Consider the following 25,219-nt stretch of genomic DNA (forward strand, 5'->3'; position numbering starts at 1 on the left):
TGGCGAAAAAGGCCCCAAAGGTGAGAGAGCGTCCGGGTCAGCGAAGCACGATGTCCACGGGGTTCGCCTCGGACCGCCACTGACCTTCCGCGCCGGGCCTGGGCCGGATCACCGGGGCGGTGAGCACGCCGGAGCGGTTGGTGCGCTTGTCCCGCAGGATCTCCGTCACGGAGCCCAGGTGCCGGGACAGGTCGATCACGTTCTCCGGAGCGGCCAGCAGCAGCTGGAATCCGAACTCGTGCAGCGCCTTGATCCCGGCGCCGGCGAACTCCTCCGAGGCCAGCACAAACGCCTCATCCATCATCACGGTGCCGTACGTGGTGAACCCCTGCTCGGCGATGCCCAGCTGGTAGCTCAGCGCCGCGGCCATGATGAACGCCGTGAAGCGCTGCCGCTCGCCGCCGGACATGGAGCCGGTGTCAGCATGCATGTAGACGTCCGTCCGCTTGCCGCCGCCCTTCTTGCCCGACGCCGGCCCGGTCACCTCCCGGTGCTCCTTGCACTGGATAAACAGGTGCCCGCGGACATCCAAGACTTCGGCACGCCAGCGCCGGTCCTCGGGGGTGGGCGAGCCGAGCCGCTTTACGAGCGTTTCGAGGGTCTTGTACCGGGCGGTGAGCTCGGCGTCGTCGCCTCCCCCGGTTTCCGGGCCGGAACCCGCGCGGGCGGGCCGCGTATGCCGTGCCTTCAGCGCGTTCTGGATAGCGTCCTTGAACTGCTTGGCCGTGGCTGGCAGGGTCTGCTTGATGTCCAGTTCCAGGAAGCTGCCCTCGTGGAAGTTGACCTCGGACAGGATGCCGTTGAGCGGCAGGATGCGGCTGGTGATGGACCGCCGCTCCTCGTCCAGCAGGTGCAGCAGCGTGCTGAACGATTCATGCGTGCGCTGGTTGAAGAACTGCCGGAACTCGGACTCCTGGGCGGGCAGGCCGTCGCTGATGATGGCGTGGTAGCGGCCTTCGAACTCCCCCGCGGCCCCGATGGAGGTGCCGTGGTCCGCGGAGATCGCGGAGCCCCACTCGCGCACAAAACCCTCGAAGATCCGGGTCAACCGCTCGGACGTTGCCTGCCCGCGCGTCTCGGCGGCGTGCAGCTCCCCGAGCAGCGCGGTCCGAACGCGGTTGGCCAGGTTGTCCAGCTCATGCATCTCGCCGACGTCGCCGAAATCGGTGAAGTACGGTTCAAGCGCGGTGACGGTGGCGGCCGACGGCGGCGCCTGCTCTAGGCGGGCACGCGCGGCTTCCAGCAGCGAATCGGCGGTGCTCAGCTGCCGGTCCAGTGCCTTGTATTCGCTCTGCAGGACGGCTGCGGCTTCGGTGCTGGCCTGGTGTTTCTGCCGCGCCGTTTCGATGTTGGCCCGCAGCGGTTCCAGGTCGGCCTGGGCCGCGAGGGCATCCTTGAGCCGCTGTTCAATCCTGGCGAGTTCATCGGCGGCGACGGCCGCGGACACCTGTTCCCAGGGCCGGTGGTCCTCCGCGATCCGGCGGAGGGCGTCGAGCTGCCGGCTCATGCCCTGGTGCGACTCTTCACGGCTCTGCGCCAGCTCGGCGGCCTTGGCCAGTTCCTGCTGCAGGTCCTCCACCTGGGCGGCCACGAGCTCCAGCTTGGCGGCGTTGTCGAACCCGAGTACGTAGTCCTGGCGGCTGGTGAACCGGTCGTCCTTCTCTACCGTGTGCCGGTTGCGTTTGACCACACCGCCCAAGCTCAGGCCCTTGTCCAGGGTGGCCAACTCATTCGGGTCCTCGACGCACGGGTAGGCGAAATCGAGGGCGATCCGCTCCCGGATCCATTCCCCGGCGTCCGCCACCGCGCCGCTGGCGAGGATGTCCAGCTTGGTGAGCAAGTCGCCGTCGTGCGCGTCCTCCACGGCGAGGGCGCCGCCCGCGAGCGGCTTGGACACGTCAACGGCGCGCAGGGCACCGCGTACCTTGTTGTCGTTCAGGTAGCGGGTCACCGCGGCGAAATGTTCGCCGGGGACCAGCAACGTGGTGGCGAGATTCCGGAGGGCGCGCTCCGCCGCCGGCCGCCACTGCTCCTCCCCCTCAGCGAGGTCCATCAGCTCGCCGCCGAACGGCATCCGGTCTTCAGGAACGCCGGTGGCCGCTGCGATGGCCGCACGGTTTTCAATGCTCGACGGCGGCAGCAGGGACTTGCGCGTCTTCAGGGACAGCAGCTCCTGCTGGGCCGCCGCCAGCTCACGCTTTTTGGTGGCGTGGCCGTCGAAGGCTTCGAAGCGGAGCTCCTGCAGGGCCTGGGAGTCATCCTTGAGCTCGGCCGACCTTGCGGCAGCCTGCTCGTGGGCCTGTTCCCAACCTACAGCGGTCCACTCCAGCTGCAGCCCGGCGTCGGACAGGGCCTTGCGGGCCGCTTCCTCCACCTGTTCGCGGAGCCGCAGACCCACCCTGGCGTTGTCCAGCGACTGCTCGATCGCGGAGATCGCGTTGCCGCCCTGGTTGTTGTAATCGGTCTCCAGCTGGCGCAGTTCCATGGCCAGCCCGTCGCGGACCGAGCGTTCCGCGCCCAGCTCCTTGGCTTTCGCCTGGGCCAGCTCCTTGAACCGGGCCAGCGTTTTCTGGTGCACCGTGACGGCGAGCTGCTGCTTGTAGGCTTCGAACTCCTCGCCCGACAGCTCACGGAGCCGGTTCGCATCCAGCAGCGACTGCGCGTATTCCTTGTTCAGGCCGGGCACGGGGGCCAGCTGGTCCCGCTGCTGCCGCACGTCCTCCAGCCGCTGCCGGATGGACATGAGGTTGCTGAATTCCTCCACCACGTCATCGGCCGCGGCGAGGGTGGCGGGGGCGTCCAGGACCTGGTCGCGGAAGAAGGTATTGACGCTGCCGCCCAGGCCCTTGCCGGCCTGGATCACACGCAGCAGCGGCAATGCCTGGTCCGAACTGATGCCCAGGAGGCGGCGGAAACGCTCCGCGAAGGCCTTGTGGACATCGAAGATCTGGGCGTCCGGGAAGATCGTCTCCAGCGCAGCCTTGGTGAAGCGCTTGTCGGCGATGTCCTCGATGGCCGGCAGGTCCAGCGGCTTGCTGTCGATCAGGTAGAAACGCCCAACGCTGGACTCCGTGCCGTTTTTGGGCAGGTCAAACAAGGCGGACACCGTGATGCGCGTGCCCGCCGCGTTATCGAATGTCAGGGCGACGGCGGACCAGGTGGCACCGGGGCGCTGGAACGCGCTGGCCGAGCCTTCGCCCACCGCTTTGTCGCCCACCTTGCCGCGCATGTACGTGAACGTGGTCCTCTTGTCCTCCACAGCACCGCCGGCACGCTGGGCCGCGGCCTCGTTGGAGCGCGGCCGGGCATCGAACACCCGCAGCATGGCATCAAACAGCGTGGACTTGCCCACGCCCGAGTTGCCCGTCAGCAGGGTTCCGTTCCGGTCCACGTGCATCGTGTGGGCTCCATGGAACGTGCCCCAGTTGACAACCTGCACCAAGGCGAGGCGCATCTGGCCGGGGTTCGTGAGCTCACCCATCGGCAGCATGGTTGCGATGCTCACTTGTCGTTCCCTTCCTCGTGGTCGCCAATCGCGCCACCACCGGACACATGCTCTGCATGCTCGCTCGCGCCTCGCTTAGACGCATGCTGCCGCATGTCCCCGGTGTCGTCGCTCGTGCCCGGAACCTGCGCACCCACGGACGACGACGCCGATGCCGCCCAGGGAGTGGCATCTGAGGAACTGGACGAGGGCCCCGATGCGAGCTTGCGAGCATCGGGTAGTTCTGGGCCGCTGTCGGAGCCGGGCGGCTCGCTGCTTGCAGCAGAGCCGCCCGGCGGAGGGGCGGGGGCGGCATCGGCGTCGTCGTCCTCACCGCCTGTGTCGACGTCGAGCTCTATCAGCGCTTCTGTGCCCGTCGGATCTGTCGTGGCTGCTACCAGGGCTTCGATTTGGGCGGGGATGTCGCCGATGTTTTCGAAGGGGAGGGCCAGCGGGAGGGCGTTGGAGATGGTGTAGACGTCGTCCAGGCTAGTAGTAAGGAGCAGTTGGCGGGCCAGGAGCTTGGTGATGGCACGGGTGACCACGTCCGAATCCCGCAGCGCGTCCTGCTGTCCGGCGGGCTGGTAGTGGGCCACGAGGTCAGCGATTTCCTCCCGGGTGATGGTGGCATCGGTCTGGGCCGTGACGTGGCGGTCCAGCAGCATCCGCAGGCGGAGCAGCACGATGGTCTCCACCCGGCTCAGTGCCCGCTGTTGGCGCAAGATGCTCGATCGGCTGCTGCCGCCGATGGTCTCCGGATCCACCGGGCGGAGGACGGCGATCTTGCGCTCGTGGTCCAGCTGCAGGGTCAGGAACAGCTCGGACAGGCGGCTGCGCAGGATGATCTGGTTATCCAGCAGCGTGGTCCACAATTTTTCGTCGCGTCCGCCGTCGACGTACGGACCCTTGAGCAGCTTGACCAGCGCCTGGCGCACCTTCATCGAGAGCACGCCGGTGTCGCCGGGAAACAGTGCGGCGCCGTCCACAAACGTGTCGCGGGGCGTGACTCCGCCGCTGCGCTGGACCACCGGAATTTCAGGCTCGCCCACCGCAGTTTCGGGGTCGACCGCCGGGGGCGCCGCCGTCGTAATTTCTTCAGTCATCGTCAATCCTTCTTGAGGGTGACCACCGGCAGGTACGCCGTGCGGGTGGTGCCGTCGATCTGTTCGTAGTCCAGGCCATCCCAGGCATCGCGGTCAAAGGCCGCGCCATCCTGGAGGGCGTGCGAGAGGAGTGCGCGGATGGAGTTGATGTGCTGTTCCTCCGGCGGGAGCTGCCCCCAGGCCTCGGCCAGGGTGGACGCACCGGCCACGGCGGCCCGGATGGCGTCGGGACGTGCTTTGCCCGTCCTCGGCGAACGCACGCGGTCCGAGTCGCTGAAGGCAATGGGATCCGCGAGCTTGGGCGGCACGGCGAACTCGTCCGGGTCGTACAGCTTGACCATGGCCAGCGATTCGAACCCGGCGTTGAACAGCACCGGACCGCGGACCAGTCCCGGCCGTTCGCGTTCATACGGCAGGGACCTGATGGCCTGCTCGGCCTCGCGCAGCACCTTCCGGAGACGGACGGACTGGCGGAAGTCGTCGCTCTGGACGTAGGTGTTCAGGCTTTCGCTGAGCTTGCCGTAAATCCGCTGGATCTGGCTGTGCTGGTGGCGGAGCTCGGCCACCAGGTTCTTGAGCGTCTCGCGGTCCTCCGGCGAAAGGTCGTCGGCGAACTGCCGGCTGAGGACCTCACCGATCGCCGACCGGAACCGGAGCTGCTGCTGCGGGTCTTCCAAGAATGCGGTGAAGGAGCGGAAGGTCCTGCCCTCGGGGCTCTGCCGCAGCCGCTTGTCCGCGTCGAGCACCTGCGCCATGGTGGCGCCTTTGCTCAGCGACTCCTCGATGATCTGGTTGCGCAGCTCGCCCACCAGTTCCTCGATGCGGTCGCGCATCTTTTTGTAGTCGGCGGGCAGGCCGGCAGCGAGGTCCAGGATGTTCCCGGCGGCTTCCACCGCTTCGTCGTCGTCCAGCAGGCCGTCAAAGTCGCCGGAGCTGATGTCCTGGATCAGCTGCTGCCGTTCGCCGATCTCGTCCTCAAGGGATTCCAGCCGGGCACTCTGGTCCGGATTGGTCTCGTTGGCCAGCTTCTCCACGTCGCCCAGGAGCGTGCCCAGCCGGGAACCGTTCAGCGTGGACCGCTCGCTGGAGAGGCTGTCCAGGAATGCAAGCACGCGGGCGGCCGGCTCGGTGACCTCGTACACGATCTGCCCCGACTGGTTGCGACGGGTCAGGAAATGCTTGCGTGTCCACTCGTCCGCATAGTTCCTGCCGGACGACGTGCCGATGGCGACACCACCCAGCCCGGGTTCCTGACGCCGGAGCTGCTCAAGGAAGGAGTCGACGTCGGCGTGGAACTCCTCGAGCGGCAGCTGCGGACGGGTGCGGGTAAAGGAGGCCTGCAGCACCGCGATCACCCACGGCGCCGAGCGCGTCAGGGCCCAGGCGGGTCCCTTTGTGAGGAGTTCGAGGTCCCGGAGCCGGGCACTGATCGCGTCAGCGGATGACCTGGCGGAGCGGGGCACGCGCTCTCCTTCAGCTGCTGGGGGATGGTTGGGCAGCGCGGATCGCGAAAACTGCCAACTACAAGGTTAACGCAGGCCCCGCGACCGAATAGTCGTTGTACCTTGCTGGCCGCGGGAGCACACTATTTAGATCACCTGAGAGGAGTTTGTCATGCGTGAAAAAGCTGTACTGATCACCGGCTTGGCGGCTGCGGCTGTCATTCTGGGTGGCGCGACAGTGGCGGTCGCCGCGAGCACCCGGACCAGCGGAGATCTGCCCTTGAGCATGATCGGGGTCAACGTCGACCGATCTTCGCATGTGTCCACCGCTACGGGCTCCAGCCAGGACGACGATGCCAATCTCGCACCACTTGACACTGCTGACCGGGACCAGGCCGCGAACGCCGCGCTGGCCAGGGTGGGCCAAGGCAGTGTCATCGAGGTGGAACGGGAAAGTGACGGGAACGTGGCCTACGAGGTTGAAGTCAGGCTGGATAACGGTTCCGAGGTTGAAGTGGGGCTCGGCGCCGACTTCGCGGTCCTGAACCAGGACGCCCCGGAGTTCGACGACGACTAAGGGCAAGCGCGGACAGTGACTTCCGCGACCGCTCCGTGACCTACGTCCCGGTAGCATTGCGATCCCGTATCAACCCGCCGTGACGGCTGGGCAGGTCTGGCTGGGACACCTAAGCACCCCCTACGCTCATGCTACTGATCTCAACCGAAGCAACGGCGCAGCAGGGGGAACAATGCAGTTCGACTTAAGTGCAGTGGAGACGGCCACCATGGTGTTCATCGGAACCCTGGTGTTTGCCCTGGTTCTGGTGGGCTTCGTCCTGACAGCGGGCTTCCTGGCCCTGGTTCTGGTGGGGGTAGGCAAGTTCGCCTGGTTCCTCGCCTCCACCACGCTGCTGACGGTGGTCCACGGGATCAACCACGGCTGGGACAGGTTGGTCCACCACGCCTCCACCGTGGAGATCCCCGGGGACTTCCAGGGTCAGCCATCCCCTAGCACTGGAAGCTACCCGCGGGTAATGTAAAGAGACAGCTGAAGGGTTCTCCAACCCGGCGGATCCATGGCTTGAACCGGACATCCCGGTCAGAGGAGATACCCTATGAGCTTCGCCACTGACAGTCCCGCCACGAACCCACCTGCCACCGATTTTCCTGCCACGGACGCCCCGGACGCCGAAGTCCCCGTCGCCGCGGCCAATATCGGGCCCGAAGCCACCGCAGCGGATGCCCGGGCACTTGCTGAAGCCTCCCGCGAGCTCGGCTGGGACCGGCCCAGCTTCGCCAAGGGACTCTACCTGGGGAATTTCGACCTCAGCCTCATCCACCCCTGGCCGAAAGCGAAAGCCGATGACGTGGAACGCGGTGAGGCCTTCATGGAGCGCCTCACCGAGTACGCCCGCACCATGTCCGGCCGCGTGATCGAACGCGAGGCCAGGATCCCGGACGAGTACCTCCAGGGCCTGGCGGGCCTTGGCGTCTTTGGCATGAAGATCCCGCAGGAGTACGGCGGACTCGGCTTGTCCCTGGTCTACTACGGCAGGGCCCTGGCGTTGCTCGGCAGTGTCCACCCGAGCATCGGCGCCCTGATCTCCGCGCACCAGTCAATCGGCGTTCCGGAGCCGGTGAAGGTCTTTGGCACGTCGGAGCAGAAACTCGAGTATCTTCCGCGCTGCGCCGCCGGGGCCATTACGGCGTTCCTCCTGACGGAACCGGACGTGGGCAGCGATCCTGCGCGGATGGGCAGCACTGCGGTTCCCACGGACGACGGCGGGACTTACGTCCTGGACGGCGTGAAGCTTTGGACCACCAACGGCGTGATTGCCGAACTTGTGGTGGTGATGGCCGTGGTGCCGGCCCACACCGATGCGGACGGCACCGAGCATAAGGGCGGCATCAGCGCCTTTGTGGTGGAAATGGACTCCCCCGGCATCACGGTGGAGAACCGCAACACCTTTATGGGACTGCGTGGCATCGAAAACGGCGTCACCCGGTTCCACCAGGTGCGCGTGCCCGCGGCCCACAGGCTGGGACGTGAGGGCCAGGGCCTGAAGATCGCGCTCACCACGCTCAATACGGGTCGGCTCGCCCTGCCGGCGTTGTGCGTCGCGTCCGGGCGCTGGAGCCTGAAGATCGCCCGGGAATGGTCCAACGCCCGCACCCAGTGGGGCCAGCCGGTGGGCAAGCATGAGGCAGTGGGCAAGAAGATCGCCTTCATCGCCGCGTCCGCCTTCGCCCTGGATGCCGTCTTCGAACTGTCCGCGGAACTCGCGGACGCCGGGCAGAAAGACGTGCGGATCGAGGCGGCCCTGGCCAAGCTGTGGTCCTCGGAGATCAGCTGCCGGATCGCCGACGAACTGGTCCAGATCCGCGGTGGCCGTGGCTTCGAGACGGCGGAGTCCCTGGAAGCCCGGGGCGAACGTGCGGTTCCGGCCGAGCAGCAGCTGCGCGACCTCCGGATCAACCGGATCTTCGAGGGTTCCTCGGAGATCATGAAACTGCTCATCGCCCGCGAAGCGGTGGATGCCCACCTTGCCGCCGCCGGCGACCTTGCGTCCGTGGACGCGAGCCTCCAGGACAAGGCGCGGGCCGCCGTCGGGGCTTCAGGTTTTTATGCCCGCTGGCTGCCCAAACTGGTGGCCGGCGCCGGAATGGACCCCCGGTCCTACAGCGACTTCGGCAGGCTGGCCAAGCAACTGCGCTTTGTGGAACGGTCCTCGCGCCGGCTGGCCCGCCAGACGTTCTACGGCATGGGGCGCTGGCAGGCGAAGCTGGAGTACAAGCAGGCGTTCCTGGGCCGGGTGGTGGATATCGGCGCCGAGCTGTTCGCCATGGCCGCCTGCTGTACCCGGGCAGAGATGATCCTTCGCACCACGCCCGAACGTGCCGCCAGTGCCTACGAACTTGCAGAGGCATATTGCGAGCAGGCCCGCGTCCGCATTGACGAGTACTTTGACCAGCTGTGGCGGAACACGGACGACGGCGACCACATCCTCTCGCGCAAGGTCCTGGCCGGGGATTACACCTGGCTTGAGGCGGGCGTACTGGATCAGTCGGAGGGCACCGGCCCGTGGATCGCCGATGCGACGCCGGGGGCATCCAGCAAGGAGAACCTGCACCGGAAGTACCGCTAGCAACTCATAAGCAGGCTTGTTATCGCTGGTCGCCAGTGGTTGAGTTGACCCATGAGCAACCAAACGGACCCCGAGGACAAATTTCCGCCAACGACGCGGAACGAGAATCTACGGAATGAAACTGCTCGTGACCAAGCCTTCGCCAATAGCGAGCCCACGCGCGCCTTCGATCAGACGCCGGCGCCGTATGCCGAGCGGGACTATGCGCCGGTGGCCGACGCTTCGGTGCTGGATCCACGCCTGACGGATCCGCGCCTGACCGACCAGCAGACGGCCGTGGCCAGGGAGAAGGAACAGTTCGGCGGCATCAAAGTGGGCTCGGCCTTTTTCGGCTGGCTCGCTGCCACCGGCATGGCCGTCCTGCTCACAGCCTTTGTGGCCGCAGCCGGAACCGCGGTAGGCCTGGCGAACAACACCGACGTGAACGAGGCCGTCAACCAGGTGACGACCAACGGCGCCGTCGGGCTGGTGGGCATCATTGTCCTGCTGGTGGTCCTGTTCGTCTCCTACTACTCCGGCGGCTACGTTGCCGGCCGGATGGCCCGGTTCAACGGCGCCCGGCAGGGTTTTATGGTGTGGATCTGGGCGCTTATTGCCGCGGTGGTGATTGCTCTGCTGGGCATCATCGCCGGCCAGCAGTTCAACGTCCTGGCCAACCTGAACAGCTTCCCCCGGATCCCCATCAACGAAGGCGAACTGACGCTCACCAGCATCATTGCCGCCGTTGTGGTGGCCCTGGTCGCGCTGGTGGGTGCCGTGCTCGGCGGCCTGGCGGGCATGCACTTCCACCGCAAGGTGGACCGGGCAGGCTTCACGCCGGACGAAACGTACAACGGGGGCTAGGCGAGCATCACGGCGTCGACGTAGTACCAGCGGCGGTTCTCGCGGACGAAGCGGCTGGTTTCGTGGTGGACTCCGCGTTCGCCGTTGTGCCGGAAGTGGGCTTTGAACTCCACGGTCCCCTCAGTATCCAATGGGCCGCCGCGGCTCGTGGACAGAACGTCCAGGCGGCGCCACTCCATGGCCGGGTCCAGGTCCAGGTCCGAAGGTGCAGTATCCGGGTGCCAGGTTTTCCGGAGGTATTCGGCGTCCAGCAGGACAAAGGCGCTGTAGCGGGAGCGCATCAGCTGCTCCGCCGTGGCGGCTTCGGCCCCGCCATTATGGAACCGCCCGCAGCAATCCGCGTAGGCCTCGCCGGACAGGCAAGCGCAGGGGCCGGCGTCGATCGGATTCTCGGGCATGGTGCTCCTGTCGCGGTTGTCCGGACCTTGTGGGTCCCTTCCGACTATAGGCCGCGGCCGGTGTGGTCATATCCGGTAACAGCTTCGAAACAACCTCGGACGAACCCCGCCCGGGAGCGGCAGGACCGAAAAATAGTCCGTAAGGTGGAGGAGGGCTGTTGCCCGTGGTGATGAGTGCCGGGACGGACTCCGCCGCCGGCAGAGAGGAGAGATGACGTGGGAGATTCAACGACGATCGCTCTCAACCTGACTTTTTTCGGCACGCTCGGCCTGGCGCTCCTGATGTTCCTGGGCCTGTTCCTGCTGGTGGTCATCACCTTGCTGCTTGCGGGCGCCGGGCGGCTGTTTGTGCTGACCGTAATGGCCCTCTTTGGGCGGCTCCCCAAACACGAAGCCCTCCCCCTGGTCCGCCTGACCGGGGAGTCCGTGCCGCCGTCGGGCGCCCCCGTTGAAACGCACGACGACGGCGCTGCCGCCCCGGCCGCAGTGAGCGCGCCGCGCGACTGGCGCAAAGCCCTTCAAGACGCCCGCACCTTCCTGAAACCCTCCGAACTCCGGCCCCGCTTCCACCATGCGGTGGAGCATCACCCGCTGCTCACCGCGGCCCGCAAGGAACCCCCGGTGCTCGCCGAGGACTGGGCTGCCGCGGTGGCCGAAGCGGATGCCCGGGCCATGGCGCGCGCCCGGGCCGCCGTCCCCGAAATCAAGATCTCGGTCCGCGATCTTCCCGGCCCCTCCGTTCCCGCAGCGAAGGTGGAAGCGGTGGCTCCGTTGGTGGAGTCGGCGCTGCACCAGGACAACCCTGCGCGGGACAATTCCAACCGCGACCCCAGCCGTGAGAGCGCCGGCCTTGGGGCCGCCCGCTCCTTCACGAAGCCGCCCGCCCCCGCGCCCCTGTCCCTGCTGGACACCGGCTCGCTGGTGTCGTTGTCCGGCCACGCGAACGTCCTCAAGGCCAAGCTGCCTGCCGACCGGAGCTGAGGACCGTGCGGCTCCCGGGCCGTCACAAACCGTCACTGCCCCGGCCCGCGTTACCCCGTGCTACGAAAAGCGAAGCACCATGGCGCTTTCCTGCAGCACACCGCCGAATTTGTGTAGCGTCGTGACGATCCACAGCAATCCGCGTGGGAAATCGATCGTGAGGAGCCGGGGAATGAGCCTCAGCGAACTTCGTGTGTTCGGGCGGTCCGGCACGCCCATCAGCCCGCTCACACTGGGCACCATGAACTTTGGCGAAGGGCCGGGCGGCGCAGCCGGCGGCCCCCAGGCCGGCGGGGCCCAGGCCGGCGGGGCCCCCACCGGCGCGGATGAAAGCATCCGCATCATCCAGACCGCCCTCGACTCCGGCATCACCGCGGTGGACACCGCCGACGTGTACTCCAAGGGAGAGTCCGAACAGGTGGTGGGCCGGGCGCTCCGCGGCCGCCGCGACGACGTCTTTCTCGCCACCAAGTTCCACGGCCAGATGAGCGCCAACCCGGCCCACTCGGGGAACTCCCGGCGCTGGATCATGCAGGCGGTGGAGGGCAGCCTCCGCCGGCTGCAGACAGACCGGATCGATCTGCACCAGGCGAACCGGCCCGACTACAACACCGACGTGCTCGAGACCATCACCGCCCTGAACGACCTCATCCGGCAGGGAAAGATCCTCTACTACGGCACCTCGGTGTTCACCCGGGCGCAGCTCGTGGAAGCCCAGTGGCTGGCCACCACGAACCACCTGATCCCGCCCGTTGCCAACCAGGTCCCCTATTCGATGCTGGTCCGCGGCAACGAGCGCGATGTCCTGCCCATCGCGCAGCAGTACGGCCTGGGCGTGCTGGCGTACGGTCCGCTGGCCGGGGGGTGGCTGTCCGGCGAGTTTGTCCTCGATGCCGGGAAACCGCCAACCCGCGTCCATTCACTCCCGGGACGCTACGACATTTCCGGGCCGTCCAGCGAACGGAAGCTGCATGCTGCGGACGCGCTGGCCCGGCTGGCCGACAAGCTGGAAATCTCGCTCGTGGAACTGTCCGTCGGGTTCGCGCTGAACCACCCCGCCGTCAGCAGTGTGATCATCGGCCCGCGCACCGAGGACCATCTCAAGGCCTATCTCAAGGCAGCGGACACCCTCCTGGGGGAGTCCGTGCTGGATGCAATCGACGAACTGGTGCCGCCCGGGACCAACTTCGTGGAGCGCGACGCCGGGGCGATAGTGCCCTCCCTGGAGTACGCGGAACTCCGCCGCCGCTGATCGCGGGGGCGGCCGCAACGCCGTCGTGCGTTTGCGGAAAGCCCTTTCCCTAAATAACTATCTCCGCTAGCGTGGAAACCATGGAATTCAGATACCTCGGAAACAGCGGCCTCAAAGTCTCGGAAATCACGTTCGGCAACTGGCTGACGCACGGCTCGCAGGTGGAGAACGACGTCGCCACCCAGTGCGTGCGGGCCGCGCTCGACGCCGGCATCAGCACGTTTGACACGGCGGACGTCTACGCCAACACGGCCGCGGAGACAGTCCTCGGTGAAGCGCTGAAGGGCGAGCGCCGCGAGTCCCTGGAGATCTTCACCAAGGTCTACGGCCCCACCGGCCCCAAGGGCAAAAACGATCTGGGCCTGTCCCGCAAGCACATCATGGAATCGATCAACGGTTCGCTCAGCCGGCTCCAGACGGACTACGTGGACCTCTACCAGGCCCACCGGTACGACTTCGAGACGCCACTGGAAGAGACCATGCAGGCGTTCGCGGACATCGTCCGGCAGGGCAAGGCGCTGTACATCGGCGTCAGCGAATGGACCGCAGACCAGCTCCGCGACGGCCACGCGCTGTCCAGGCAACTGGGTTTCCAGCTGATCTCCAACCAGCCGCAGTACTCCATGCTGTGGCGCGTCATCGAGGCTGAGGTTGTGCCGGCGTCGGAGGAGCTGGGCGTGTCCCAGATCGTCTGGTCCCCCATGGCGCAGGGCGTGCTGAGCGGCAAGTACCTCCCCGGCCGGCCTTCGCCTGCGGGCAGCCGCGCCACGGATGACAAGGGCGGGGCCAAGATGATCCAGCGCTGGATGCGTGACGACGTCCTCGCCGGTGTCCAGGACCTCAAGCCGATCGCCTCGGAAGCCGGGCTCACCATGCCGCAGCTTGCGGTGGCCTGGGTCCTGCAGAACCCGAACGTGGCCTCCGCCATCGTGGGCGCGTCACGCCCCGAGCAGATCGCTGACAGCGTGGGCGCCGCGGGTGTGGTCCTGGAGCCTGAGGTCCTGAAGAAGATCGACGACGCCATCGGCTCACTCGCGGAACGCGATCCGGCGCAGACCAAGTCCCCCGCCACCCGGGAAGCCTAGGAGCAGCCTTCGAAGTCCGTGAGCACTTTGACCTTGTCCGCCGAGGCCGAGGTGGGGTCGAACGTGTAGCCGATCCATTCGCGGGCCAGCCTGCTGGCCAGTTCCACTCCCACAACCCGCTGCCCCATGGTGAGGACCTGGCAGTCAGTGGACAGGACGGACCGCTCCACGGAGAACGAATCATGGGCCGTCGTGGCGCGGATTCCGTCCACCTTGTTGGCGGCAATCGCCACACCGATTCCCGTGCCGCAGAACAGAATGGCACGGTCGGCACGCCCGTCGCGGATCAGCTCTCCTGCCGCGATGCCCACGTACGGGTAGGGCCTGACGAAGTCCGCCGGGGCATCGCTCCGGTTGACCCCGATGTCGATGATTTCGCTGATCCTCGGGTCGTCCTGCAGGTCGGCCAGGATGCGGTTTTTGTAGTCGACGCCGGCCTCATCGGCGCCGAGGACCAGGCGCAGTCCCGGGGTTGCTGGAATGGGGGTTGCTGGGTCCATGGTCATGAAAGCGCCCTTGCGGTCTGGTTGGATGTGATGCGTGATTGGCTGGAGCCGGGCTGGCCCGAACCTGCCAGGAAGGGCCCCATGACGGTGAAAATCATGGCGAGGGACGTTGCTCCGGGGTCCGGCGTGCCCAGGCTCTTCTCCGCCAGTGGCCGCGCCCGTCCCTTCAGTGGGCGGAGTGCGGCCGTGGCCTCGGCCGCCGCCACAGCGTCAAGGGCCGCGGAGGCCCAGGCCTGACGCGGTTCTGCACCCTCCTGCACCAGCCGGGTGAAGGCTTCCGTGAACGGCAGGAGCGCATCCACCATGGTCTTGTCGCCCGGTCCGGCCTTCCCCAGGTCAGTGATTCTGGCAGCGAAGGCGCTCATTCCGGCCGCCAGTTCCTCGGCGCCAGGGACCCTGTGGTTCCCCAAGGATTCGCCCAATGCGCGGAGCCCCGCACCCCATAGAACCCCGGAGGTGCCGCCGGCCTTGTCTGCCCAGGCGTCACCGGCGGCGACCAGGACCGAGCCCGCCCCGGCACCTCGGGTACCGGCCGCGGCGCCTGCCGTGGCGGCGGCGTCGATCCCGCGGACCATTCCGCGGCCGTGGTCACCGTCGCCGGCCACGGCATCGAGGTCCCCCAGCCGTGATTCGGCCGCATGCAGCGATTGGCGGGCGGCTTCGAGCGCCGCAACGCACTGGACGGCGTAGGTGCGGGAGTCGGCGTCGGCCTCGAATGGCGCATCGGCCGTCCCGGCGTCGGACGTTTCCTCGCCGGAGGCGTCCCCTGACTGAACGGCGGCAGTTCCCCGGCGGTACGCAGGGGTTTCCGCCGGCGCCGTCCAGAGCGGTTCCAGCTCCGCATCCAGCCAGGTGATGGTGAGGGAGACGCCGGACATGTCGAGGCTGGTGACGAGCTCGCCCACCTCGGGCATCACCAGCGTGTAGCCGGCGTCCCGCAGGAGCGGGGCCACGGTCAGCCAGAGGACAAAGAGCTCCTCGTGCTTAGTGGACCCCAGCCCATTGAGGATCACCGCGAGCCGGTCGCCGGCGCCGGGCGGGGTTTCGGCCAGCAGCCGGGCCACAAATTCCTGCCCGAGTTCCTTGGCGGACGGCAAGTCAGTGTCGAACAGACCGGGTTCGCCGTGGATTCCCAAGCCGAGGCCCATCTGCTTGTCCTGAAGCGCAAACAGCGGGGCGTCGGCGCCGGGGAACGTGCAGCCGTGGAAGGCGCTGCCGATGGTCCTCGTCAGGCTGTTGGCCTTCCGGCCCAGGCGGACGACGTCGGCCAGGTCAGCGCCCGCCTCAGCTGCAGCGCCCATGATCTTGAAGACCGTGAAGTCACCGGCGATGCCGCGGCGTTTGTCGGATTCCGACGGCGGTGCGCTGGCGATGTCGTCGGTGACCAGGACGTTCTCGACCTGGATCCCTTCGGCGGCGAGGCGTTCGCTGGCCATGCCGAAGTTCATCACGTCCCCGGCGTAGTTGCCGTAGGTGAAGATGACGCCGGCGCCCGAATCCGCGGACTTGGCCACGGCGTAGGCCTGCTGCGCCGAAGGCGACGTGAAGATGTTGCCCACCACGGCCCCGTCGGCCAGTCCGGTGCCGATCAGCCCGGCGAACGCCGGGTAGTGTCCGGAACCGCCGCCGGCGAGGACCGCCACCTTGGGCTTGGCGGGGCGGTGGCGCCGCACGGCGCCGCCGGGGACCTGACGCACCAGCCCGGAATGGATGTCGCAGAATCCGGCCAGGGCCTCTTCTGCGAATTCGGAGGGATTGTTGAAAATCTTGGTCATGGTGGGCTCTCTGACGTGGACTTAGTCTTCTGGGTGGAGCGCTGTTAGTGGATGTGGCTTCCGCCGTTGATGTCGATGGTGGTTCCGGTGAGGTACGCGGATTCCTCGGAGGACAGGAACGTGATGACGGCCGCGATCTCTTCGGTGGTGGCGTTCCGGCCCAAGGGGATGCCGGCGTTGATGGCGGCTTCCTGCTCGTCGGTGCTGCCCACGCGGATGTTGGTATCCACGGCGCCGGGCGTGATGGCGTTCACGGTGACGCCGGTGGCGCCGATTTCGCGGGCCAGCGCCTTGGTCAGGCCCAGGATCGCGGCCTTCGCGGCGGAGTAAGGGACCTTTCCGAACACGCCGCCGCCGCGCTGGGCGGAGACCGAGGACATGTTGACGATCCGGCCCCAGCCGTTCTCGATCATGTCCGGCAGGAACGCCTTGGTGACCAGGTAGGTTCCGGTGGCGTTGACGTCCATCACCTTGTGCCAGAGGTCCAGAGTAGTTTCCAGGAACGGGACCGGGGAGGTGATGCCGGCGATGTTGGCCAGGGCGCCCACCGGGGGGAGGATCCCTGCGGTGATCTCCTTCTTTACGGCGGCATAGGCGGCGTTGACGGAGCCTTCGTTGGCGACGTCGATCTCGTGCCCGAATGCCGGCACGTTGAACTCATTGCCGATGTCGGCGGCGACCTTTGCGGACTTCTCGCCGTCCAGGTCCAGGATAACCACCGCCCAGCCCTGGCTGGCGTAGCGGCGGGCGGTGGTGATGCCGATGCCGCGGTCCGAGGTTGCCCCGGTGAGGACGGCGGTGCGCTGGATGGTGGTGTTCATGATGCTCCTTGGATGGTGTGTTGTGTCAGATGAGGTCGGTGATGTAGCTGGCAGCCTTGGCGGCGGCCGCGGGGCGTTCGTCGTGCGTGACGTCGCGGGTTTCGAGCTCGAGGGAGAAGTGGCCGGTGTAGCCGCTCGCCGCGAGGCCGCTGAGCCCGGCGGCGAAGTCTGCCTGGCCGTTGCCGATGCTGAGGTTGATGTTGCCGGGCACGGCATCGCGGAGGTGGACGTGGGAGATCCGGCCCTCGTGGCGGGAGAGGTACTCCAGCGGATCTTCGCCGGCGGCGACAATATGGCTGAAGTCCATAACAATTCCGACGCCGGTATCCGCCAGCCGCCCGGCCAGCAGTTCCGCGCGTTCCAGGTTCCAACAGAACCTCAGGAAGTGCAGGGATTCGGTCCAGAGCTCGACGCCGAACTCCGCCGCCCGCTGTCCGGCATGGATCAGTTGGGCGGCAATTTGGTCCAGGTCCTCGTCGACGCTCCGAACCGGTTCGTGGCTCAGCGCCCCGCACGGAAGGACCAGCGCCTTCGCCCCGGTGTTGGCGGCGAGCGTGAGCAGCGCCTCGAGGTGCCGTTCGCGGGAAACCTGCTGGCCGTCGTCGAGCACTGCGTTGAGATCGCCGATATCTCCGTTGACGGAACGGACGCGCAGGCCGGAGGCGGCAACTTCCGCAGTCACCGCAGTAACGGCAGCTGCATCCAGGTTGTACGGCACGTGATCGCATACTCCCGGGAGGGCGCCGAGATCGATTTCGTCGAATCCCAGGCCGCTGATGGTCCGCAGAGCGGCCGGCAGGTCTTGGTGCCTGAAGCTGATGGACGAGCAGCCGAGTCGGGAATTGAACATCGTCGTTGATCCTCTGAACGAGTGGGTGGTGATGTGAATCACTGTAGATGATTTCATTGTTGACAGTCAACCTCAAACATTGACTGTTGACATTGACGCATGATGCGGGTCACAATGGCATATCATTTGTTAACAGTCGACAGCGACGGTGCGGAAGCGTTCCTCGCTCTTCGAAAGGGATTCAGCAATGAGCAATGAGGCTCTCAAAATGCGCGGCCACGTGCATGGCACAAAGGACGCAAAGCGCGTCGCAATCGGGTCCGGCGTTGGCGCCGTAATCGAGACGTATGACTTCATCGGCTTTGGCACCGCGGCTGCACTGTACTTCGGCACGGCGTTCTTCCCCACCGGGGATCCGGTGACGGGCACGCTGGCAGCCTTCGCCACCCTCGGCGTCGGCTTCGCCGCCCGCCCCATCGGCGGCATCATCGGCGGCCACCTGGGCGACAAGGTAGGACGCAAGCCCGTCCTAGTGGCCTCCCTGATCCTCATGGGTGTGGCCACGTTCCTCATCGGGCTTCTGCCCACCTACGAGCAGGTCGGCCTGCTGGCCCCGGCTCTGCTGGTGTTCGTCCGAGTGGTCCAGGGCCTCGCCTTCGGCGCTGAGTGGGGCGGCGCCATCCTCATGAGCTACGAACACGCGCCTTGGAAGTCCAAGGGCAAGTACACGGGCATCGTCCAAGCCGGCTTCCCGGTTGGCCTCCTGCTTGCGAACCTCGTTTTCCTCGTCAGCGTGAACCTGGGCGGCGAACTCGCCTGGCGTGTCCCGTTCCTGGCCAGCATCGTGCTCGTCGCCGTCGGCCTGATCATCCGTTCGAAGGTCCCGGAATCACCGGTCTTCGACGAGGTCAAGGAAAGCGGCTCCATCGTCAAGTCCCCGATCATCGAGGTCATCAAGACTGACTGGCGCAACATCGTCAAGGGCATCGGCCTGCGCATCGCGGAGACCGCCGGCTATGCCGTGTCTATCACGTACATGATTTCCTACCTCCACACCCAGCACCTGGCCGACAAGACCCAGACCCTCGTGGCCCTCTGCATCGCCTCGGCCATCGGCATCTTCGCCACCATGGCCTGGGCCCGGCTCACGGACAGGATCGGCCGTCGGCCCCTGTACATCTGGTCCACCGCCTTCGCGTTGCTCTTCGGCATCCCCATGTTCCTGCTGGTCAACACCGGAATGTTCCTTGCCATTATCGCCACGGTCGCCATTTCCTACGCTGTCTGCCAGAACTCCCTGGCCGGCGCCCAGGGCGCGTGGTTCCCTGAACTGTTCCAGGCCAAGACCCGCTCCTCCGGCGCCTCGCTGGCCTACCAGATCTCGGCCATGGTTTCCGGGTTCACGCCCTTCGTCACCACCCTGCTCTTCGTTTCCCTGGGCTGGATGGGTCCTGCGATCCTCTTCAGCTTCTACGCGGCCATCGGCCTGTGGGCCGCCTTGGTCACCCGGGAGACCTGGGGCAAGCGCGAGCGCCAGCTCGCGGATGAGGCCACCAAAAGCACCCCCCAGTCGGTGAGCGTCTGATGACCGTGACTCACGAACTGCACACGCACGAACTCCCCCACACGGAACGAATGTCACACGAGACCGATTCAGAACGCCTCGAACGCGTCAGCGCCGCGGCGTACCGGATCCGGCACCATGCCCTGAACATGGGCGAGGTGCAGGGCCAGGGCTACGTGGGCCAGGCCCTCGGCGCCGCGGACATGCTGGCCGCTGTGTACTCGGACCAGCTCCGTTTCCGCGCCGAGGACCCCGAATGGGAGGCCCGGGACCGCTTCCTGCTCTCCACCGGCCACTATGCGATCGGGCACTACGCGGCGCTGGCAGAGGCCGGCATCATCCCCGTGGAAGAACTCGAAACTTACGGCTCGGACGATTCCCGGCTGCCGATGTCCGGGATGTCCACCTACACCCCCGGCATGGAAATCTCCGGCGGATCCCTGGGCCACGGCCTCCCCATCGCCGTCGGCATGGCCCTAGGCCTGCGCTACCAAGGCTCTTCGGCCAGGATCTACAATTTCCTCTCCGACGGCGAACTCGACGAAGGCTCCACCTGGGAAGCGGCCATGGGCGCCCACCACCACCAACTCGGCAACCTCACCGCCATGGTGGACATCAACGCCCTCCAGGCCGACGGCAAAACCGACACCGTCCTCCGCACCGAGCCCGTCACCGAAAAATGGGAAGCGTTCGGCTGGTACACCCAGCGTGTGGACGGCAACAATATGGCCGCGCTCCTCGCAGCGTTCGACAACGCGGCCGCCCAGGCCGCCGCCGTCGGACGTCCCTCCGTGATCCTCTGCGACACCAAAGTGGGCCGCGGCGTCCCTCTGCTGGAGGAGCGCGAAAAGGCGCACTTTATGCGCATCGAAGAACACGAATGGCAGACCTGCCGCGAACAGCTGACCGCAGGATACGAAGGAAAGGACGCCCGATGAGCACCGCAGCCGTTTCCACGGGACCCGCACCGAAGTTGAAGACGTCGGCAATGATCGCGTCCTTCGCCGACCCCGGCCAGAAAACTGCCTCCGCACCGTTCGGGCATGCGCTCGTCAAAGCCGCGCAGGAGAACGACAAAATTGTCGGCCTCACCGCGGACCTCGGCAAATACACCGACATGCACATCTTCGCCCAGGCGTACCCCGAACGATTCTTCCAGATGGGCATGGCCGAACAGCTCCTCTTCGGCGCCGCCGCAGGCATGGCCGAAACCGGGCTCATCCCGTTCGCCTCCACGTACTCCGTGTTCGCCGCACGCCGCGCCTACGACTTCCTCTGCCTCGACAGCGCCGAACCCAACCTGAATGTCAACATCGTCGGCGGGCTCCCGGGCCTTACCACCGGCTACGGACCCAGCCACCAGGCCACCGAGGACATGGCCATCTTCCGCGGCATGCCCAACCTGACCATCGTGGACCCCTGCGACTCGATCGACATCGAGCAGGCCGTCCCCCAACTCGCCGCCAGCGACGGACCCACCTACCTGCGCCTGCTCCGCGGCAACGTGCCCACGGTCCTGGACGAATACGACTACACCTTCGAGCTCGGCAAAGCCAAGGTTCTGCGCGGCGGCAACGACGTTGTCTTCATCTCCTCCGGGCTGATGACCATGCGCGCCCTGCAGGCAGCGAAAGCCCTCGCGGCACACAACGTGGACGTCGCCGTCGTCCACACACCCACCATCAAACCCTTCGACGCCGCCACCGTCCTGGCCGAAATCAACACCGACCGGCTCGCCATCACCCTGGAAAACCACAGCGTGATCGGCGGCCTCTTCGAAACGGTTGCGTCCGCCATCGTCACCGCCGGACTTGGCAAACGCGTGGTGCCGGTGGCGCTGCCGGACCAGTTCCTCGACGCCGGCGCGCTCCCGACGCTCCACGACCGCTACGGACTCACGGTCCAGAAGATCGTGGCAAAAGTGCTCGCCGAGCTGAAGTAGAAGCGTTTCGCCGGAAGCGCGGGGCCGTACCAGCTGGCGCCGCGCTTCTGGCGTACCATCGACAGTTAACACATCGACTGTAAACAGTTGACCACTGACATTGAGGAAGTACCACGATGGCCGGAGCAACGCTGCTGGGACTGCAAAAGAAGAGCCTTCGCGAGCAGGCCCTCTCGGCACTGCGCGCCGCCATCACCAGCGGCGAGCTGGAACCGGGGCGGCATCTGGTGGAAACCGAGCTGTCGGAAATGCTCCAGATCAGCCGCGGCACGTTGCGGGAAGCGCTGCGCCAACTCGAACAGGAAGGCCTCCTCTCCCCCGGGCCCCGGGGCCGGCTTTCCGTCCGGCACCTGGATGAGAAGGAAATCCGCGACATCTACTCCGTCCGGGCAGCCCTTGAATCCCTGGCGGCCCGCACCCTGTGCGAACTCCCGGACCGGGAGCACGTCATCACCTCGCTGCGGGCCGCCATTGAAGCCATGGCCGCCGCAGAGCAGGCCAGCCTGCAGGAACGCATCGAGTCGGATCTGGAATTCCATCGGACCCTGTGCCGCCTGACCGGCAACGAAACCCTGCTGCATTCCTGGGAGTCGCTGGAAGGGTCCATCCGCATGTCCATCATGTTCGCGGGCCGGGACAAGGGTGTGAAGAACATGAGCGTGGACCGGCACTACGACATCGTCACCGCCATCGAGACCGGAGACGCCTCGCTGGCCCGGAACACAATCCGCGAGCACATGGACACCGCTGCTGCGAACCTTGTGGCGTAGGGCAGCGGACTTAGAACAGCCCGGGCAGCCTGCCGCTCGCGGCCGTGTATTTTCCGGGAGGGACCGTAGGAGACCGACGCCGTATACTCGGTGCCAGCCATGACCATCCTTCCGTCCTCCCCCGCCAGCGTCCGCATTGATGCGTGGCTGTGGGCGATCCGCGCCTACAAGACGCGCTCTGCCGCCACCGCGTCGTGCCGGGCCGGGCACGTGCGGCTGAACGGAAGCCCGGCCAAAGCCTCGGCCACTCTGGTCACGGGCGACACCGTCACCGTGCGGATGTCCGGCTTCGAACGCACCCTCGAAGTCCGCCGCCTGATCGCCAAACGCGTCGGCGCAGAGGTGGCTTCGCACTGCTTCACCGACCACACGCCGCCAAGGTCGGTGGCGCCGGCACTGGGCCTCCCGCAGCGCGACCGTGGCGCGGGACGTCCCACCAAGAAGGACCGCCGCGAGATGGAACGGCTCAAGGGCCCCGCAACCTAGGCCCTCGAGGCCAGCAGCGTCGGTACGTGGGGACTGCTGTGAAACCCTTCATCAATGTTCCCGTCGGGTCAGAGTCCTGCTCCGCGACTGAGCTATCAGAATTGAAACTGTGAACAACATCGTCCTGACCTCCGTCCGACAGCCCGGCGAGGACACAGTCTCGGACCTTTACATCGTTGACGGCGTGGTGACCCGGATCAGTGCCGGCGCCGGGATCCCGGGCGACGCCCGCGTGGTCAGCCTGGACGGGCGCTACGTCATTCCGGGGCTCTGGGACGAGCACGTCCACATGACCCAGTGGGCGCTGCATTCAAGCAGGCTGGACCTGTCCGCCGCCGCATCCGCGCGAGAGGCGGCGGCCGACGTCGGACTTTCTGTTCGCGACACCGATCCTTCGGTCACCACGGTGGGGGTGGGCTTCCGCGACGCCCTGTGGGCGGACGTCCCCACCCTGGAAATGCTCGACGCCGCCACCGGCAGCCAGGCCACCGCCCTGATCAGCCACGACCTGCATTCTGTCTGGCTGAACAGCGCAGCCGCCCGGCGGTTTGGGGTGGAGGTTGACGCCGGCGGCCTGCTGCGGGAGGAACCTGCTTTTGCGCTGACCCGTGAGCTGGGCCAACTTCCGGACTCAGTGGTGGACGGCTGGGTCCGCGATGCCGCAGAAGCAGCATCCGCCCGGGGCATTGTGGGCGTCGTTGATTTTGAAATGACCTGGAACCGTGACGTCTGGCTGCGCCGCTTTGCCGGTGGACTCAACAGCCTGAGGGTGGACGCCGGTGTCTACCCGGAGGACCTGGAGCGGGCCCACCACGACGGCATGCGCACGGGCCTGGAGCTCGACGGCGGCAAGGGGCTCCTGAGCGCCGGCCCGCTGAAGGTGCTCATTGACGGTTCGCTGAACACGCGGACGGCGTTTTGTGTGGATCCCTACCCCGACGGCGGCTACGGGCTGCTGACTGTCAACGTTGATGACTTGTTGTCCCTGCTTAGCCGGGCGCGGGAGTACGGCTTTGTCCCGGCGGTCCATGCGATCGGGGATGGCGCCAACCAGGTGGCGCTGGATGCCTTCGAGCGAGCAGGGATCGGCGGCCGGATTGAACACGCGCAGTTTGTCCGGACGGAGGATTTGGCCCGCTTTGGGCGTCTGGGGGTTACGGCAAGCGTGCAGCCGGGGCATGCACTGGATGACCGCGACGCCGCGGAGGCCAACTGGGGCGGCCGCACGCAGCGGGCGTTTCCGCTGAGGTCGCTGCTCAACGCCGGAGCCACGTTGGCGCTGGGTTCGGACGCGCCGGTTGCGCCGCTGGATCCTTGGGCTGCGATGTCCGCGGCCAGCACCCGGTCCCGGCAGGACACCCGCGGGCCGTGGCATCCCCAGGAATGCATCAGCCGACGGCAGGCACTTGCCGCTTCAGCTAGGGGCCGGAGCCGGCTCCGGGCCGGGGACCCGGCGGACCTGGTGGTGCTCGACGCCGATCCGCTGGCCTCGCCGGACCCGGAATTCGCCGCCATGCCGGTTGCGGCAACGCTGGTGGCCGGCCGCTTCACGTACGACGGCGGCCTGGCTTAGTTCCGCACCTTGGCCTGCACGAGATTCGCGAACGGCAGCCGGCCATGCTCCGCAATAAAGGCTGCGTGATACGCGGCCTCGGCTTGGTTTACTTCTTCGGCGGGCACCTCTTTCCACGCCATGATGAGTTCATCCGTGTGGGTCAGCTGCCAGATGAGGCGGCCGTCCCAATGGCCCGGCGGCCTGCCCCGCCCAAAATCCAGGAACTCCTTGATCTGGTTCCGAAGGCCGCGGTTGCCCTTGCTTCCCGGCCCGGCTTTGCCAAGGTAGAGAATGTCGGCGCCGTCCACCCATTCCGCCCATATGGCGTCCGCCGGCAGAGTGGGATTCTTTTTCTTGAAGGTCCCGGCGGTGCTGATCTTCAGGAAGTGCGGCTCGAACTCATTCGGCCGAAGAACGGCGAACACCCCGGTGCCCTGCGGAACCCTGATGATCTCAAGGCTGTCGAAGCTCCGGAAGCCGGCAAAGCCGTCGGACTTGAGCGTTTTCCTGTTCATCATCATGACGTTACCCGGCCAGGCGCCGGTCCGGAGCAAACTTGCACTGCGCACCCATACGCCCAAAAGCGTAGAGTGGGTTAAGACGCCTGTTTCTGGACGCCGTGCTGCTGAGGGAGAGATCGTGACGATTGACTGGGACGAAAAAAAGGCCCTGCTACAGGAACCAAACATCGCGGCGGTAACGCAGCTCTGCGATGAACTGATGGAAAAGAAGCCAGGGTCCGTCGTCCCCTACATCGACCCCGTGCACGACGAGGACGAATGCCGGATCGTCAGCCTCCACGTCAGTCCGGGCAAGGGCACCGAATCCGGCTTCGTCTCCCATTTCAACGACGACGAAGCCGCCCGCCGCGCCACCCAGATTTACGAACTTGCCGAGCTTGATCCGCGCTATGTGATGCCGTGGAACGCGTACCCGTGGGTGCGGGATCCGGAGCTTCCGTCGGCGCTGAACGTGCAGGAGAAGACCGACGGCCTGCGGCCCTTCCGGCAGTTCCTGAAGATCAACCGCCGTGTCTCCGCAGTCATCGCCCACGGCACGGACGCTTCCACATTCCTCACCCTTTTCGAGAAGACCTACCATTCATCCCTGAAGAACAGCGGCATCAAGATCTACAAGGCCAGCGCGCTCGGCGGGCGGGCCTTTGCTGTTTCCGAAGCAAAACAGGAGGATCTCCTCGCCAAGAGCGTGGACGTCTACAAGGACGCCATGCAGCGGGCAGGCATCCAGCACCTTTAGCCACGCACGACGGCGGCAG

Annotated in this window: 22 protein-coding genes and 1 pseudogene; 14 read left to right on the plus strand and 9 right to left on the minus strand. The window is 66.5% G+C overall.

Annotation, left to right across the window (positions count from 1 at the left end; all coding sequences use genetic code 11):
* Positions 1-37: 37 nt before the first annotated feature.
* The 3 genes and pseudogenes from NG696_RS01830 to NG696_RS01840 form a co-directional block, all read right to left on the minus strand.
* Positions 38-3,505 (minus strand): ATP-binding protein, encoded by a 3,468-nt coding sequence (locus NG696_RS01830; RefSeq protein ID WP_252573702.1) that lies wholly within the window; start codon positions 3,503-3,505, stop codon positions 38-40.
* A 281-nt stretch (positions 3,506-3,786) separates the two neighbouring features.
* Positions 3,787-4,587: pseudogene (locus NG696_RS01835) on the minus strand (DUF4194 domain-containing protein); the annotation flags it as partial.
* A 2-nt stretch (positions 4,588-4,589) separates the two neighbouring features.
* Positions 4,590-6,050: a DUF3375 family protein gene (locus tag NG696_RS01840; protein ID WP_252573704.1), complete on the minus strand. Its 1,461-nt coding sequence runs from the start codon at positions 6,048-6,050 to the stop codon at positions 4,590-4,592.
* A 151-nt stretch (positions 6,051-6,201) separates the two neighbouring features.
* Here NG696_RS01840 and NG696_RS01845 point away from each other — a divergent pair, with 151 nt between their 5' ends.
* The 4 genes from NG696_RS01845 to NG696_RS01860 all read left to right on the plus strand — a co-directional run bounded on the left by NG696_RS01845 (position 6,202) and on the right by NG696_RS01860 (position 10,018).
* Positions 6,202-6,606: a PepSY domain-containing protein gene (locus NG696_RS01845; protein ID WP_252564421.1), complete on the plus strand. Its 405-nt coding sequence runs from the start codon at positions 6,202-6,204 to the stop codon at positions 6,604-6,606.
* A gap of 172 nt (positions 6,607-6,778) precedes the next feature.
* Complete coding sequence (locus NG696_RS01850; RefSeq protein WP_252573706.1) at positions 6,779-7,069, plus strand: hypothetical protein; 291 nt, start codon at positions 6,779-6,781, stop codon at positions 7,067-7,069.
* Positions 7,070-7,144: 75 nt separating this feature from the next.
* Positions 7,145-9,175 (plus strand): acyl-CoA dehydrogenase family protein, encoded by a 2,031-nt coding sequence (locus NG696_RS01855; protein ID WP_252564425.1) that lies wholly within the window; start codon positions 7,145-7,147, stop codon positions 9,173-9,175.
* Between the two features lie 51 nt (positions 9,176-9,226).
* Positions 9,227-10,018 (plus strand): M48 family metalloprotease, encoded by a 792-nt coding sequence (locus NG696_RS01860; RefSeq protein WP_252564426.1) that lies wholly within the window; start codon positions 9,227-9,229, stop codon positions 10,016-10,018.
* Here NG696_RS01860 and NG696_RS01865 read toward each other — a convergent pair.
* Positions 10,015-10,416, minus strand: a complete 402-nt coding sequence (locus NG696_RS01865; RefSeq protein ID WP_252564427.1) for a YchJ family protein — start codon at positions 10,414-10,416, stop codon at positions 10,015-10,017. The genes NG696_RS01860 and NG696_RS01865 overlap by 4 nt on opposite strands.
* Before the next feature lie 216 nt (positions 10,417-10,632).
* Between NG696_RS01865 and NG696_RS01870 the strand changes: the two genes are divergently transcribed.
* The 3 genes from NG696_RS01870 to NG696_RS01880 all read left to right on the plus strand — a co-directional run bounded on the left by NG696_RS01870 (position 10,633) and on the right by NG696_RS01880 (position 13,734).
* Positions 10,633-11,397 carry a hypothetical protein gene (locus NG696_RS01870; RefSeq protein ID WP_252564429.1) on the plus strand — a complete coding sequence of 255 codons (765 nt, stop codon included), beginning with the start codon at positions 10,633-10,635 and terminating at the stop codon, positions 11,395-11,397.
* Between the two features lie 172 nt (positions 11,398-11,569).
* A complete protein-coding gene (locus tag NG696_RS01875) occupies positions 11,570-12,649 on the plus strand; it encodes an aldo/keto reductase (protein ID WP_252573708.1) in 1,080 nt (359 codons plus the stop codon).
* A gap of 80 nt (positions 12,650-12,729) precedes the next feature.
* Positions 12,730-13,734, plus strand: a complete 1,005-nt coding sequence (locus tag NG696_RS01880; protein ID WP_252564435.1) for an aldo/keto reductase family protein — start codon at positions 12,730-12,732, stop codon at positions 13,732-13,734.
* Here NG696_RS01880 and NG696_RS01885 read toward each other — a convergent pair.
* From NG696_RS01885 to NG696_RS01900, 4 genes are read right to left on the minus strand one after another with little or no spacing between them, the layout of a single operon-like run.
* On the minus strand, positions 13,731-14,240 hold the full coding sequence (locus NG696_RS01885; RefSeq protein ID WP_305884613.1) for an RpiB/LacA/LacB family sugar-phosphate isomerase: 510 nt from the start codon (positions 14,238-14,240) through the stop codon (positions 13,731-13,733). The two genes, NG696_RS01880 and NG696_RS01885, sit on opposite strands and share 4 nt — an antisense overlap.
* Positions 14,237-16,015, minus strand: a complete 1,779-nt coding sequence (locus tag NG696_RS01890; RefSeq protein ID WP_252573710.1) for a dihydroxyacetone kinase family protein — start codon at positions 16,013-16,015, stop codon at positions 14,237-14,239. Before NG696_RS01890 ends, NG696_RS01885 begins: the two co-directional genes overlap by 4 nt.
* Before the next feature lie 44 nt (positions 16,016-16,059).
* Entirely contained in the window at positions 16,060-16,836 is a 777-nt protein-coding gene (locus NG696_RS01895) for an SDR family NAD(P)-dependent oxidoreductase (RefSeq protein WP_252564437.1), read from the minus strand.
* Between the two features lie 25 nt (positions 16,837-16,861).
* Positions 16,862-17,686 (minus strand): sugar phosphate isomerase/epimerase family protein, encoded by an 825-nt coding sequence (locus NG696_RS01900; protein ID WP_252564439.1) that lies wholly within the window; start codon positions 17,684-17,686, stop codon positions 16,862-16,864.
* A 187-nt stretch (positions 17,687-17,873) separates the two neighbouring features.
* Here NG696_RS01900 and NG696_RS01905 point away from each other — a divergent pair, with 187 nt between their 5' ends.
* The 6 genes from NG696_RS01905 to NG696_RS01930 all read left to right on the plus strand — a co-directional run bounded on the left by NG696_RS01905 (position 17,874) and on the right by NG696_RS01930 (position 23,961).
* Positions 17,874-19,211, plus strand: a complete 1,338-nt coding sequence (locus NG696_RS01905; RefSeq protein ID WP_252564441.1) for an MFS transporter — start codon at positions 17,874-17,876, stop codon at positions 19,209-19,211.
* Positions 19,212-19,261: 50 nt separating this feature from the next.
* Entirely contained in the window at positions 19,262-20,128 is an 867-nt protein-coding gene (locus tag NG696_RS01910) for a transketolase (RefSeq protein WP_252564656.1), read from the plus strand.
* Positions 20,125-21,132, plus strand: a complete 1,008-nt coding sequence (locus NG696_RS01915; protein ID WP_252564443.1) for a transketolase family protein — start codon at positions 20,125-20,127, stop codon at positions 21,130-21,132. Before NG696_RS01910 ends, NG696_RS01915 begins: the two co-directional genes overlap by 4 nt.
* A gap of 116 nt (positions 21,133-21,248) precedes the next feature.
* A complete protein-coding gene (locus NG696_RS01920) occupies positions 21,249-21,902 on the plus strand; it encodes a GntR family transcriptional regulator (RefSeq protein ID WP_252564445.1) in 654 nt (217 codons plus the stop codon).
* 99 nt (positions 21,903-22,001) lie between these two features.
* A complete protein-coding gene (locus tag NG696_RS01925) occupies positions 22,002-22,388 on the plus strand; it encodes an RNA-binding S4 domain-containing protein (protein ID WP_252564447.1) in 387 nt (128 codons plus the stop codon).
* 109 nt (positions 22,389-22,497) lie between these two features.
* Complete coding sequence (locus tag NG696_RS01930) at positions 22,498-23,961, plus strand: amidohydrolase (protein WP_252573712.1); 1,464 nt, start codon at positions 22,498-22,500, stop codon at positions 23,959-23,961.
* On the opposite strand, the gene NG696_RS01935 is transcribed toward NG696_RS01930, so the two are convergent.
* On the minus strand, positions 23,958-24,464 hold the full coding sequence (locus tag NG696_RS01935) for a hypothetical protein (protein ID WP_252564450.1): 507 nt from the start codon (positions 24,462-24,464) through the stop codon (positions 23,958-23,960). The two genes, NG696_RS01930 and NG696_RS01935, sit on opposite strands and share 4 nt — an antisense overlap.
* Positions 24,465-24,582: 118 nt before the next feature.
* Between NG696_RS01935 and NG696_RS01940 the strand changes: the two genes are divergently transcribed.
* The gene (locus tag NG696_RS01940; protein WP_056342023.1) at positions 24,583-25,200 is read left to right on the plus strand and encodes a uracil-DNA glycosylase family protein; all 618 of its coding nucleotides are present in this window, start codon (positions 24,583-24,585) and stop codon (positions 25,198-25,200) included.
* Positions 25,201-25,219 lie beyond the last annotated feature (19 nt).

The organism is Pseudarthrobacter cellobiosi (assembly GCF_023913755.1).
Classification (GTDB): Bacteria; Actinomycetota; Actinomycetes; order Actinomycetales; family Micrococcaceae; genus Arthrobacter; species Arthrobacter cellobiosi.